The sequence below is a fragment of the Ensifer sp. Root278 genome, assembly GCF_001429285.1.
GTDB lineage: Bacteria > Pseudomonadota > Alphaproteobacteria > Rhizobiales > Rhizobiaceae > Ensifer.
On record NZ_LMJJ01000023.1, the window covers coordinates 127,322 to 139,282 of the forward strand.

Annotated in this window: 11 protein-coding genes; 2 read left to right on the forward strand and 9 right to left on the reverse strand. The window is 62.8% G+C overall.

The window, feature by feature from the left end; translation table 11 throughout:
- From ASE60_RS17075 to ASE60_RS17095, 5 genes are all read right to left on the reverse strand, one after another.
- Entirely contained in the window at positions 1-1,629 is a 1,629-nt protein-coding gene (locus tag ASE60_RS17075; RefSeq protein WP_057251740.1) for an ABC transporter ATP-binding protein, read from the reverse strand.
- Positions 1,626-2,444 (reverse strand): ABC transporter permease, encoded by an 819-nt coding sequence (locus ASE60_RS17080; protein WP_057251741.1) that lies wholly within the window; start codon positions 2,442-2,444, stop codon positions 1,626-1,628. Before ASE60_RS17080 ends, ASE60_RS17075 begins: the two co-directional genes overlap by 4 nt.
- The gene (locus tag ASE60_RS17085) at positions 2,441-3,385 is read right to left on the reverse strand and encodes an ABC transporter permease (RefSeq protein WP_057251742.1); all 945 of its coding nucleotides are present in this window, start codon (positions 3,383-3,385) and stop codon (positions 2,441-2,443) included. The genes ASE60_RS17080 and ASE60_RS17085 overlap by 4 nt, the downstream gene beginning before the upstream one ends.
- Positions 3,386-3,723: 338 nt before the next feature.
- Positions 3,724-4,626 carry a LysR family transcriptional regulator gene (locus tag ASE60_RS17090; protein WP_057252093.1) on the reverse strand — a complete coding sequence of 301 codons (903 nt, stop codon included), beginning with the start codon at positions 4,624-4,626 and terminating at the stop codon, positions 3,724-3,726.
- 156 nt (positions 4,627-4,782) lie between these two features.
- Positions 4,783-5,169, reverse strand: a complete 387-nt coding sequence (locus ASE60_RS17095) for a hypothetical protein (RefSeq protein ID WP_057251743.1) — start codon at positions 5,167-5,169, stop codon at positions 4,783-4,785.
- Between the two features lie 394 nt (positions 5,170-5,563).
- Here ASE60_RS17095 and ASE60_RS17100 point away from each other — a divergent pair, with 394 nt between their 5' ends.
- Both ASE60_RS17100 and ASE60_RS17105 read left to right on the forward strand, forming a co-directional pair.
- On the forward strand, positions 5,564-6,781 hold the full coding sequence (locus ASE60_RS17100; RefSeq protein WP_057251744.1) for an SfnB family sulfur acquisition oxidoreductase: 1,218 nt from the start codon (positions 5,564-5,566) through the stop codon (positions 6,779-6,781).
- A gap of 80 nt (positions 6,782-6,861) precedes the next feature.
- The gene (locus ASE60_RS17105) at positions 6,862-8,259 is read left to right on the forward strand and encodes an LLM class flavin-dependent oxidoreductase (RefSeq protein ID WP_057251745.1); all 1,398 of its coding nucleotides are present in this window, start codon (positions 6,862-6,864) and stop codon (positions 8,257-8,259) included.
- Positions 8,260-8,347: 88 nt separating this feature from the next.
- On the opposite strand, the gene ASE60_RS17110 is transcribed toward ASE60_RS17105, so the two are convergent.
- From ASE60_RS17110 to urtD, 4 genes are all read right to left on the reverse strand, one after another.
- Positions 8,348-9,577: an acyl-CoA dehydrogenase family protein gene (locus ASE60_RS17110; protein ID WP_082615905.1), complete on the reverse strand. Its 1,230-nt coding sequence runs from the start codon at positions 9,575-9,577 to the stop codon at positions 8,348-8,350.
- Between the two features lie 112 nt (positions 9,578-9,689).
- Positions 9,690-10,148: an Rrf2 family transcriptional regulator gene (locus ASE60_RS17115; RefSeq protein ID WP_029742909.1), complete on the reverse strand. Its 459-nt coding sequence runs from the start codon at positions 10,146-10,148 to the stop codon at positions 9,690-9,692.
- A 313-nt stretch (positions 10,149-10,461) separates the two neighbouring features.
- The gene (urtE, locus tag ASE60_RS17120) at positions 10,462-11,157 is read right to left on the reverse strand and encodes an urea ABC transporter ATP-binding subunit UrtE (RefSeq protein ID WP_057251746.1); all 696 of its coding nucleotides are present in this window, start codon (positions 11,155-11,157) and stop codon (positions 10,462-10,464) included.
- Positions 11,158-11,192: 35 nt separating this feature from the next.
- Positions 11,193-11,957 carry an urea ABC transporter ATP-binding protein UrtD gene (urtD, locus tag ASE60_RS17125; protein ID WP_057251747.1) on the reverse strand — a complete coding sequence of 255 codons (765 nt, stop codon included), beginning with the start codon at positions 11,955-11,957 and terminating at the stop codon, positions 11,193-11,195.
- Positions 11,958-11,961: the final 4 nt, after the last annotated feature.

An 11,961-nucleotide genomic window follows, 5' to 3' on the forward strand; every position in this document is an offset into this window, starting at 1 on the left:
TCAGGCCTCCAGCCGCCATTTGAGGGTGACGCCACCGGTCTGGTTGAGATCGAGCGCCGGGATCGCGGATAGGAGCTTGCGGGTGTAAGTCTCCTGCGGCGCGTCGAAGATCCGGTCACGGTCGCCTTCTTCGACGATGCGGCCGTCCTGCATGACGACGACGCGGTCGGCGACCTGCTCGACGACGCCGAGGTCGTGGCTGATGAACAGGCACGAGAAACCGTAGCGCTTCTGCAGGCTGGAAAAGAGCTCCAGCACCTGCGCCCGGACCGTGACGTCGAGGGCCGAGACCGGCTCGTCGGCGATCAGGAACTTCGGCCGCCGGGCGATGGCACGGGCGATCGCCACCCGCTGGCGCTGGCCGCCGGAAAGCTCGTGCGGATAGCGGTTGGCGAAATCGGCGCTAAGCCCGACCTCTTCCAGCGTTTCAAGAGCACGGCGGCGTTTCGCGGGACCGTCGAGATCCGGCACCAGCCGCAATGCTTCTTCGACCAGCGCCTGGATGGTCATGCGCGGATCGAGCGAGGAATAGGGATCCTGAAACACCATCTGGCAGTTCAGCCGATAATCGCGCCAGTCGGCGCTGCGCTCGCGGCCCTGGAAGAGTATCTCGCCCTGGCTCTGCTCGACGAGGCCGGCGATCGTTCGCCCAAGCGTCGTCTTGCCGGAGCCGGAGCCGCCGACCAGCGCCACCACCTCGCCGACATGGATGTCGACGCTGACGCCGTGCAGCGCCCGTTTCGGTTCGTGCTTTCGGAACAGCCCCTTGCGGCCGGGATAATCGACCACGATGTTGCGGGCCGAAACCATCGGCGTGCGGGTCATGTCGAGCTCGCGCGCCGCGCCGCGATACGGCAGCGACGACAAAAGCTTGCGGGTATAGGGGTGTTGCGGCGCCTGCAGGATTTCTTCGGTCAGGCCCTGTTCGACGACGACGCCCTTTTCCATCACGACGAAGCGGTTGGTGTATCGCGCCACCATCGGCAAATCGTGGCTGATCAACAGCACCGCCGTGCCCTCGGCCTGGGTCAACTCGACCATCAGTTCCATAACGTCGCGCTGGACGACGGCATCGAGCGCCGTCGTCGGTTCGTCGGCGATCAACAAGGCCGGTTTCAGCAGCATGACAGAAGCGAGCATGATGCGCTGGCGCATGCCGCCTGAGAACTCGTGCGGATAGGCAGACAGCGCCCGCTCCGGTTCGCGGATGCCAACGCGCTGGAGCATCGAGAGGATCGCCGTGCGACGCTCCTCGCCCGACATCTTGGTGTGCAGTATCAGGCCCTCTTCGAGCTGCCGGCCGATGGTCATCGACGGGTTGAGCGAGGTCATCGGCTCCTGGAAGACGACGCCGACCTCGCCGCCGCGAAGCGCGCGCAGGTCGCGGTCCTTCATGCCGAGCACATCCTTGCCCCGGTAGAGGATGGTGCCGCCGGCATGGCGCACGGCCGGCGGGATCAGGCCGATGATCGCCCGGGTCGCGAGCGTCTTGCCGGAGCCGCTTTCGCCGACGATGCCGACGATCTCTCCGGGCGCGACGTCGAAGCTGACATTCCTGACCACCTGGTTGCCGGAATGGGTAACGGCGAGCGAAAGGCCCTGAACGCTGAGAAGAGTTTTGCCGGTCATTTCAGGCCTCGCATGCGGGGGTCGAGCTTGTCGCGCAGCGCATCGCCCAAGAGGTTGATGCCGAGCAAAGTGAGCGCGATGCAAAGACCGGGGAAGAAGCCGAGCCAGACGGCCTGTTCGATGAAGGGACGGCCGGCGGCGAGCATGTTGCCCCAGGTGGGCGCCGGTGGCGGCACGCCGAGGCCAAGGAAGGAAAGTGCGCTTTCCGACAGGATCGCCCAGCCGAACATCGAGGTTGCAAGGACCGTGATCGGCGCCACGCAGTTCGGCAGGATATGGCGCAGCATCGTATAGATCTCGCCATTGCCCATGACCCGCGACGCCTCGATGAACTCGCGCTCACGCAGTGAAAGGACTGCGCCGCGCACCACGCGGGCCATCGACGGAGTATAGGCGATGCCGAGTGCGAAGATGATACCGTACTGGTTGGCGCCGAAGACGGCGAGCAGGCCGAGGGCGAGCAGGATGCCGGGGAAGGCCAGCAGCGCGTTGTTGATCGCCATGATGACGCCATCGACCCAGCCGCGGGCATAGCCGCTGACGATGCCGATGAAGGTACCGCAGACGACGGCGAAGGTGACGGTGAGGCAGCCGATCCAGACGCTGGCGCGGGCGCCGACCATCAGACGGCTTGCGACATCGCGGCCGAACTCGTCGGTGCCGAGCCAGTGCGCGGCACCGGGAGCGGCGAGGCGCGCGGTGAAGCCGAGCGCCATCGGATCATAGGGCGTCCAGATGAGACCGATGAGCGCGATGAGCACGAGCAATCCGATGAGGCCGCCGCCGATGACGCCATTGAAGGTGAACTTTCTCATTCTGCCACCACCCGCGGATCGAAGAGAGGATAGAGAAGGTCGACCACGAGGTTGACGACGACATAGGAGAAGGCGACGAGCAAAAGGCAGCCCTGGATCACCGGGTAATCGCGCTGGAAGATGGCATCGACCATCAATCGGCCGAGGCCGGGGATGGTAAAAACCGTCTCGATGACGGCAATGCCGCCGAGCAGGTTGCCGAGGATCAGGCCGATCATCGTCCAGGTGGGACCGAAGGCATTCTTGAAAGCGTGGCGCCAGAGAACCGCACTTTCCGACAGCCCCTTGGCGCGGGCGTGGGTGATGTAATCGAGTCTCAGCACTTCGAGTGTGGAGGCGCGCGCCATGCGGATGATCACGCCCATCTCGTGGATGACAAGGGTCATGACCGGGAGGACCAGATAGAGAAGCCCGGCCTTCCAGTTCTCGGTGATCGGCACATAACCGAGCACCGGCAGCCAGCCGAGCTTGAGGCCGAAGGCGAGCAGCAGAAGCAGACCAAGCCAGAAGGTCGGGATCGACAGAAGCACCGTCGCCGTACCGACCAGCGCAAGGTCCGTCAGGCTGTTCTGCCGCCAGGCGGCGATGACGCCAGCCGGTACCGCAATGAGGCTTGCGAGAAACACGGCGATCACGACGATCTCGGCGCTCACCATGAAGCGGCTGAGGACCAGATGCAGCACCGGCTCGCCGGTGACGATCGACGTGCCGAAATCGCCGGAGAGGATATTGCCGGCCCAGATGACGAATTGCTCGGGGATGCTGCGGTCAAGACCGAGCTCCGTGCGCATCGCGGCAATCTGCTGCGGCTCGGCCATGTCGCCGAGCATCAGCGCTGCCGGATCGCCGGGAATGAGGCGGATGAGCGTGAAGACGGCCACCGAGACGATAACGATCGTCGGTATCGCCATCACGAGGCGATTGAGAATGAACTTGATCATGGGTTCCCCGTACTGAGGCAGGCCGCACGCGTTACCGCGATTCTCCCGCCCGTCGGCTCTTGTTGATGGAACTATGATCGATTGGAAAAAATCGCGCAATATTATGAGTAATCGTCATACCTCTATGACAAGGACATGACACGCCGGGCGAGCATCGATGGATCGCTCCGACGAACAGGATACTGAATATAAAACAAGGCATTACTACAGCGCCGCGCGTCTTATCAGACGCGCAAAAGTCGCTGTAGCACTTTGATTTTCTGCATGTCTTTGTCCTTAAATCGAAGCCGATTTAAGGAGACATGCAGTAGCTGCCCTGGGCCGAGGCGACCCACAGTCTACAGGTCGTGGACGGCGGCGACCTGACGCTTCAGGCAATCGATCATGGCCTGGGCAGCAAGCGACAGCGGAACGCCGGCCGCCGTTGCGACTCCGAAATCCTGGGTGAGATGCGGCGAGAATCGGCGGATCTCGATCGGCAGATGCCGATGCAAACTGGCAAAGAAGCTGCTGATGATCGCGACCCCGAGGCCGTAGGCAGCATAGGCGCAGGCAGAGCTGTTGCTGTGGGTCTCGATCTTGACCTTCTGCGGCACGCCGGCCTTGCGGAAGATCTCGTCGAGCATGACGCGCGTCGGCCGGCGCCGGCCGATGAGGATCAGAGGCACCCCGCGCAATTCCTTGGGCGTGATGGTATCGAGCGCAGAGAGCGGATGCCCCTTTTCCATCACGCAGACGCTGACGCCGGTGGCGACCGGCTGCATTTCGATGCCGGCGCTGAGTTGCCCCTCATAGCGCAGAAAGCCGAAGTCGATGATGCGCTGCTCCACCAGCCGCGCGATCGCGACGGTCGTATCGAAGAAAGTCTCGATGCGCACGCCCGGAAAATCCTTGGCATAGTCGGCGAGCATCGCCGGCGCGAAAGTCTCGGACATGCTGTTCGGCAGACCGATGCGCACGACCTCGGGGCCGACGGCGCCGCTGCGCAGATCCTGCGCCAGATTGGTGAAGCGGTCGATGCCCAACAGAATGTGCTCGGCATCCTCGGCGAGTTTCATCGCCTCCGGCGTCGGGATCAGCCGGCCCTTGTCGCGAGCAAAGAGCGTCAGCGACAGGTCTTCCTCGAGCTGCTGCAACAACCGGCTGACACCGGACTGGCTGAGGCCCATGGTCTTGGCGGCAGCAATCGTCGATCCGGTCGCAAGAAGCGTGCGCAGCACTTCCAATTGTCGAAAATTCACGCCGCCCCCGGTTCGTTCGAACATCCGCTAGCTCCCGTGTTTACGGGAAGGCGATCCGGCAAGAAAGGGGTGCGACACCGAGCGTAGCCAAATCGATCACCGAGCGGCTCGCCATTGGTGAGGAGCGCGCGAACGCGCTCCTCAGGGATTCACCGATCAGGCGTTGGCCTGCACCGGATGGTTGAAGCGCTCGGCAAAGACCTCGATCGAGCCACGACCGAAGCTGCGCAACTGCCGTCGCGTGAGAACAGCCATCACGCGTGCCGCCGTCGAGACGGTCATAGCGTCGAGCGGACCTTCACCGCTCCAAGGCTTGTTCAGCCGGTCCGTGACGATGCCGAGGAGGTTCGCCGGCATGATGTCGGTACAAGGTTTCATCCAGTCGAAGACTTCGCTGATCGGAAGCAGCTTACCTTCGAACGCAACGAACGGCTCGGGCATGTTTGCGCCCCAGTCGTCATAGGCCTCCAGAGCATCGCGAAACAGGTTCTGCAGCGTGATGGAGGCGTGCCCTTCATGTAGAGCAGGCAGGAAATTCGTCATTTGTGTCTCCTTCAGTGGTTAAGGCCGGGAAACGCGAATGGCCAATTCTGTCAGCATGTGTTTGTGTTCGTGCCGGGTGGCCGATACTCTGTGGCCACGCGACTGGTTAAACTGCAGGCGATGACGCAATGCGCAAATCGGGTGATAGTTCCCTGAGCCGCAGTCAATTTTGGCGGGAAATCGGCACGCATACACGTCGCGCGCCGCGGCCAAGGTTTCCCCCGCGGCCTCCCCCCGACTCGATATTAACGATCCCGCCCCAAAGGTAAACACCGGGCCGCCACCGCGGCAGAAACGAAAATCTCAAATCGATAATTTCTATAGAATATACTATCTTACCCGGCTCTGCCAGATAATTCACTGATATGCACCTCAATCGACAGGGAGCAGTCACATGGGAACGATCTCGCGGCTTTCCGAGAAAACACGAGCCCCGGCGCACCGGATCGAGAGCGAGGAGGAAGCGCTGTCGATCGCCCGCGAATTGGCGGCGGAATTTGCGAAGAGCGCCAATGAGCGGGATACGGACCGCATCCTGCCCTTCGACGAGCTCGATGCGCTGGCCCAATCCGGCCTGCTCGCGATCACAGTGCCGCCGGAATATGACGGCATCGACGTCTCCAATGCGGTTCTGGCAGAGATCACCGCCATCCTCTCGGAAGCAGACAGCTCGATCGGCCAGATCCCGCAGAACCACTTCTACATTCTGGAAGCGCTGCGCACTGACGGCACCGAGGAGCAGAAGGCGTTCTTCTTCGGCCGTGCGCTTGCCGGCGACCGTTTCGGCAACGCCCTTTCCGAGCGCGGCACGAAGACTGTCGGCGACTACGCGACGCGGTTGGCGCCCGATGGTCCCGGTTTCCGGCTGAACGGGCGCAAGTACTATTCGACCGGCGTGCTGTTTGCCGAATGGATCGTGGTCTTCGCTCTGGATCCAAACGACAAGCTGACCATGTCGTTTTTGCCGCGCGGCGCCGAAGGATTGCAGGTCATCGACGACTGGGACGGCTTCGGCCAGCGCACGACCGGCAGCGGCACGACTGTGCTGCAAAATGTCTACGTCACCGCCGATGCGGTGGTGCGTCATCACCGCGGCTTCGAGCGCCCGACGACGATTGGCTCCGTCGGCCAGATCATTCATGCCGGCATCGACCTCGGCATCGCCCGGGCGGCCTTTGCCGAAACCCTCAATTTCGTACGTGATCATGCGCGGCCCTGGATGGACAGCGGCGTCGAGCGCGCTGCCGATGATCCCCTGACCATCGCCCGCATCGGCCAGCTCGCCATCCGGCTGGAGGCGGCAACCGCAACCGTCGAACGCGCCGGCAAAAAGGTCGATGTCGCCCAGATCAACGGCACCGAGGAGAGCGTCGTCGAGGCAACGCTGGCCGTTGCTGCGGCGAAGGTCCTGACGACCGAGATCGCCTTGGAAGCGAGCAACACGCTCTTCGAACTCGCCGGAACCGCCTCGACGAAGATCGGCCTCAACCTCGACCGGCATTGGCGCAACGCCCGCACCCACACGCTGCACGACCCGGTGCGCTGGAAGCATCACGTCGTCGGCAACTACCACCTGAACGGCGTCAAGCCGCCGAAGAACGGCGCACTTTGATCCCATTGACCGCGCACAAGCGGCTCGAGGCGTGACCAACGCTTCGGGCAACGCATAAACCTTGCTCGAAGGAGAACTCCATGAGTCGCGAAATCCGGCTGAATGCCTTTGACATGAATTGCGTCGGCCATCAGTCGCCGGGGCTCTGGACCCATCCGCGCGACCAGTCCTGGCGCTACAAGGACCTCGACTATTGGGTGCATCTGGCAAAAACGCTCGAGCGCGGCAAGTTCGACGGCCTTTTCATCGCCGATGTGCTCGGCGTTTACGACGTGCTGAACGGCAATGCAGACGCGGCTCTTCGCCATTCGGCCCAGGTTCCGGTCAACGACCCCCTACAGCTGGTGCCGACCATGGCCCACGAAACCGAACATTTGGGCTTCGGCCTGACGGCGTCGCTTTCCTTCGAACACCCCTATACCTTCGCCCGCCGCATCTCGACGCTCGACCATCTGACCAAGGGGCGGATCGGCTGGAACATCGTCACCTCCTATCTGAACAGTGGCGCCCTCAATGTCGGCCAGGCGCAGCAGACGCGCCATGACGACCGCTATGATCTCGCTGAGGAATATCTCGAGGTCTGCTACAAGCTCTGGGAAGGCAGCTGGGAAGACGGTGCAGTCGTCCGCGACCGGCCAACCGGCATCTTCACCCACCCCGACAAGGTGCACCCGATCGACCACCGCGGCCGCCATTTCACCGTTCCGGGCATCCACTTGAGCGAGCCTTCGCCGCAGCGCACGCCAGTGCTCTACCAGGCTGGCTCTTCGAGCAGAGGCAAGGACTTTGCCGGCCAGCACGCCGAATGCATCTTCGTCGCCGCGCCCTCAAAGACCGTATTGAAACGCTATGTCGCCAATGTCCGGGAGGCGGCAGAGCGCGCCGGCCGCAACCCGCGCGAAATCCTTGCCTTCAATCTGCAGACGGTGATCCTCGGCGAAACCGATGCCGAGGCGAAGAAGAAGTTCGACGAGTACCGCAAGCACGTCTCCTATGAGGGCGCTCTGGCGCTGATCTCCGGCTGGACGGGCATAGATTTCGGCCAGTTCGCGCCGGACGAACCGCTGCGCCACCGCTACACCAATGCTGTGCAATCGGCCGTCGAGACCTTCACGACCATCGATCCGGATCGCGTGTGGACGGTACGCGAGATGGCCGACTGGGTCGGCATCGGCGGCTTCGGACCGGTCTTCGTCGGCTCGCCCTCGACGGTCGCCGACCTCATGCAGGAATGGGTCGAGGACACCGATGTCGACGGCTTCAACCTCGCCTATGCGGTCACGCCCGAGACCTTCGAGGACGCCGTCGACCTGCTGGTACCGGAACTGCAGAAACGCAGCGTCTACAAGACCGGCTATCGCCAGGGCACGCTCAGGGAAAAGCTGTTCGGCGCCGGGCCAAGGCTTGCAGCGCCGCATCCGGGCGCCGGCTATCGGGATCTCGGCGGACAGCGACAAGCAATCGCAGCCTCCGCTTAAGGCGGGGCCATCCAAGAAACGCCGCCGGGACCTGGTCCAGGCGGCGTTTTTAGTTCAGGCCGAGGTAATCGCGCCTGCGGGGCGGCGCTCAGCTGTAAAGGCTTACCGGCGGGATCCGACCGTTCAATGCGAAATCGCCAACCTCGCGCGCCTTGTAGGCGACCGGATCGTGCAGCGTGTGAGTGCGGACATTGCGCCAGTAGCGGTCGAAGCGATAATGCCCGGCCGTGGCGCGTGCGCCCATCAGTTCGAAGACCTTCGTCGTCACGTCGAGCGAGACATGGGTCGAGTGCACCTTGGCCGCATAGGCCTGGATCGCCGCCTCGCCGCGCGCCTCAGCCGTCACCGACCTCCCCTGCGACAGTGCCGCCTCGACGGTTGCCGCCGCCGTATCGGCCAAAGCGACCGACGCCTTCAGGCTTGCCTGCAACTCGCCGATCCGTTCGAGGATATAGGGATCATCGCCGGCGCGCTCGACACCCGATGTCACCCAGGGACGCGTCGTGCTGCGGACGTAGTCGAGGGCCGCGGCAAACGCACCTTCGGCCGTGCCGAGGTAGAAATTGACGAAGACGAGCTGGATCAACGGCGTGTTGAACGTCGCCTGCACCACTGGCGGATCGGAGGGATCAGCAAGCGGCAGGATGAAATCACGCTCGTAGACGGGGAAATCGCGGAACTCGACGCTGCCACTGTCCGACAGGCGCTGGCCGATATTGTCCCAGTCGTCGTTGGTGATGTAACCCGGCCGATCGGTCGGCACGACGAAGTTGGCGATCTTGCCGCCGATCGCAGCGTTGACGTTGATGCGGTCGGAGACATGCGCGCCGGTCGAAAATGTCTTGCGGCCGTTCAGCACATAGTGGCCACCACGTCGTTCCAATGTCAGGCCCGGATCGCGCGGGTTGACCGCGGCACCCCAATAGAGCTGCCGCTCGACGGTCTCCGCCCCAAGCACCCAGGCCTGCTTCGGATCGGCAGCGGCCCAGTATACATATTGGCTGTTGACGTAGTGATAGCCAAGCAATTGGCCGATCGAGCTTTCGCCGCGCGCGATGATGCGTACCAGCCGCAGCCCGTCGACCCAGCTCAGCCCCGCTCCGCCAATCTCGGGCGAATGCAGTGCCGTCAGCAGACCGGCCTGACGGAGCGCCTCGACCTCTTCCCGCGGCGGCGCTCCGACGCGGTCGAGTTCGGCGCCACGCCGGGCAAGATCCCTAGACAGCGTCTCGGCGCGGGCAAACAGCTCCCGCCGTTTTTGATCATGTTCGCTGTTGTCGGCCGCCACCAGCTCTTTGAGGAAATGTACGTTGCTCATCCGCCTCTCCATGGTTGAGGCGAAATAATGCACATATTATATAGATAAAGACAGCAATCCAGTTCCACGGCGGCGCGGCCGTTGGAAATGTCCTACCCGCTTCCGCGCCGCCTCAGCCCGCCTCGGCATCGCGCAACGCTACGATCTCGGAGGCGTTGTCATTGGCGGCGAACTGCTCCAGCGTCATGTTGTCGAGGATCGAGGCGATCGCGTCGCGAACATTGCTCATCGACTTGCGCACATGACAGTTGACCGGATCTGCGCAGTCGTCGCAGGCCTCGAAGGCGGTGCGGCTGGCACAGCGGATCGGCGCCAAGGGGCCATCCAGCGTCCGGATGACCTGGCCGATGCGGATGTCGGAGGCTGGTCGAGACAGAGAATAGCCGCCGCCCGGACCCTTCTTCGAGCGCAGGATGCCGGCATTGCGCAGTTCGAGAAGGATCGCATCCAGGAACTTCTTCGGAATATTGTTCCGCGTGGCGATCTCGGTGATGAAGGCGGTCTCTCCTGGCTCCAGTTGAGCCAGGTCGACAAGGGCCTTGAGCCCGTATTTTCCTTTTTTGGTCAACATGTCACTTCGCTTTCGTGAACAAGAAGGCCGCCACAATTCCGCTCCTCAGGCATTTGCCGGAGGCAACGGGTTGTGACGGCCGCACTCTTTCGCTTAGGATGTCCTACACCCAAACCGTACCATTCTCAAGAAATTACGTGAGTTACTGCATAGATTTAGTGCGCTTTCTTGGCGCTTTCATGGCAGAGACCGCGATTTCTCATAAATGAGCCTTCGGTGGATTGAGGTTCGGTCCGCGGCGCCAGCACCTGCGCACGCGAACGATGGCGCCCCTTGCAGGACACCTGACACCAGAGATGCCGGTAGCGGGTGATCAAACCGTAAGATGTCGTCGGGCCTCGGCCGTATCCAACGTCTCTGGCGGCCCCTCGTGCACCACGGCGCCGCGGTCCATGATGTAGACGTGATCGGCGAGTTCCCGGCAGAAATCCAGATATTGCTCGACCAGCAGGATCGCCATTCCGGTCGAATCCCGGAGGTAGCGGATCGCCCGGCCGATATCCTTGATGATCGAAGGCTGAATGCCCTCGGTAGGCTCGTCGAGCACCAGGATCTTCGGCCGTGTCACCAGTGCCCGGCCGATCGCCAGTTGCTGCTGCTGCCCGCCGGAGAGGTCGCCTCCGCGACGCCCGAGCATCGAACGAAGAACCGGAAAGAGATTGAAGACGTCCTCCGGTATCGAGCGATCGCCCCGCTTCAACGGGGCGTAGCCGGTTTCGAGATTCTCCTTGACCGTCAGCAGCGGAAAAATCTCACGGCCCTGCGGCACGTAGCCGATGCCTTCCTTGGCACGGCGGTAGGGCGCCATACCCGCGAGTGCTACGCCGTTGAAGCCGATCGCGCCGGCGCTAACCGGATGCTGACCGGTAACGGCCCGGAGCAGGCTCGACTTGCCGACGCCGTTGCGGCCGAGCACGCAAGTGATCCTGCCCATCTCGGCGGTGATCGACACGTTGCGCAGCGCCTGCGCGGCACCGTAGTGAAGATTGACGTTTTCGACGCTCAGCATGGCGCGCCCTCCTATGACGTTTGCTGGATGGGGCATTACCGGCCGAGATAGTTCTCGATCACCTTCGGGTCGCTGCTGACGAAGTCGATCGAGCCTTCCGCCAGCACTGCACCTTCGGCAAGGCAGGTAACCTTGACCCCCAATTCGCGGATGAAGCCCATGTCGTGCTCGACGACCACCACGGATCGGGTCTTTGCGATCTCCTTGAGCAGAACCGCGGTCTCGGCCGTTTCCGCATCCGTCATCCCGGCGACGGGCTCGTCGACCAGAAGCAGTTCCGGCTCCTGGGCAAGCAGCATGCCGATCTCCAGCCACTGCTTCTGGCCGTGCGAGAGGTTGGCGGCGAGATCGTCGCGACGCGCAGAAAGCCGGACGGTCGCAAGGATTTCCTCGATCCGGGCTTTGTCCGCGGCCGTCAGCTGATAGAACAGCGTCGCGAAGACGCCTCGTCTTCGGTTCAAGGCGAGTTCAATATTGTCCCACACCGTATGGCTTTCGAAGACCGTCGGCTTCTGGAACTTTCGGCCGATGCCGAGCGAGGCGATCTCAGCCTCGTCCTTCTTCGTCAGGTCGATCCCGCCCTTGAAGAAAACCTGCCCCTCGTCGGGTCGGGTCTTGCCGGTAATGATGTCCATCATCGTCGTCTTGCCGGCCCCGTTTGGGCCGATGATCGCCCGCAGTTCGCCGGGTTCGATGACGAAGGAGAGCGCGTTGAGCGCCTTGAAGCCGTCGAAGGAGACGGAGACGCCATCGAGATAGAGAAGGCTGGTCGGTTTGGTCTGGCCGATCGTCTGGTTCATGTCG

What these genes read in the sequence shown, in the direction of transcription:
- ASE60_RS17075 (WP_057251740.1), bottom strand. Translation starts at nt 1,629, where the DNA reads ATGACCGGCAAAACTCTTCTCAGCGTTCAGGGCCTTTCGCTCGCCGTT.
- ASE60_RS17080 (WP_057251741.1), bottom strand. Translation starts at nt 2,444, where the DNA reads ATGAGAAAGTTCACCTTCAATGGCGTCATCGGCGGCGGCCTCATCGGA.
- ASE60_RS17085 (WP_057251742.1), bottom strand. Translation starts at nt 3,385, where the DNA reads ATGATCAAGTTCATTCTCAATCGCCTCGTGATGGCGATACCGACGATC.
- ASE60_RS17095 (WP_057251743.1), bottom strand. Translation starts at nt 5,169, where the DNA reads ATGACGAATTTCCTGCCTGCTCTACATGAAGGGCACGCCTCCATCACG.
- ASE60_RS17100 (WP_057251744.1), top strand. Translation starts at nt 5,564, where the DNA reads ATGGGAACGATCTCGCGGCTTTCCGAGAAAACACGAGCCCCGGCGCAC.
- ASE60_RS17105 (WP_057251745.1), top strand. Translation starts at nt 6,862, where the DNA reads ATGAGTCGCGAAATCCGGCTGAATGCCTTTGACATGAATTGCGTCGGC.
- ASE60_RS17110 (WP_082615905.1), bottom strand. Translation starts at nt 9,577, where the DNA reads ATGAGCAACGTACATTTCCTCAAAGAGCTGGTGGCGGCCGACAACAGC.
- ASE60_RS17115 (WP_029742909.1), bottom strand. Translation starts at nt 10,148, where the DNA reads ATGTTGACCAAAAAAGGAAAATACGGGCTCAAGGCCCTTGTCGACCTG.
- urtE (WP_057251746.1), bottom strand. Translation starts at nt 11,157, where the DNA reads ATGCTGAGCGTCGAAAACGTCAATCTTCACTACGGTGCCGCGCAGGCG.
- urtD (WP_057251747.1), bottom strand. Translation starts at nt 11,957, where the DNA reads ATGAACCAGACGATCGGCCAGACCAAACCGACCAGCCTTCTCTATCTC.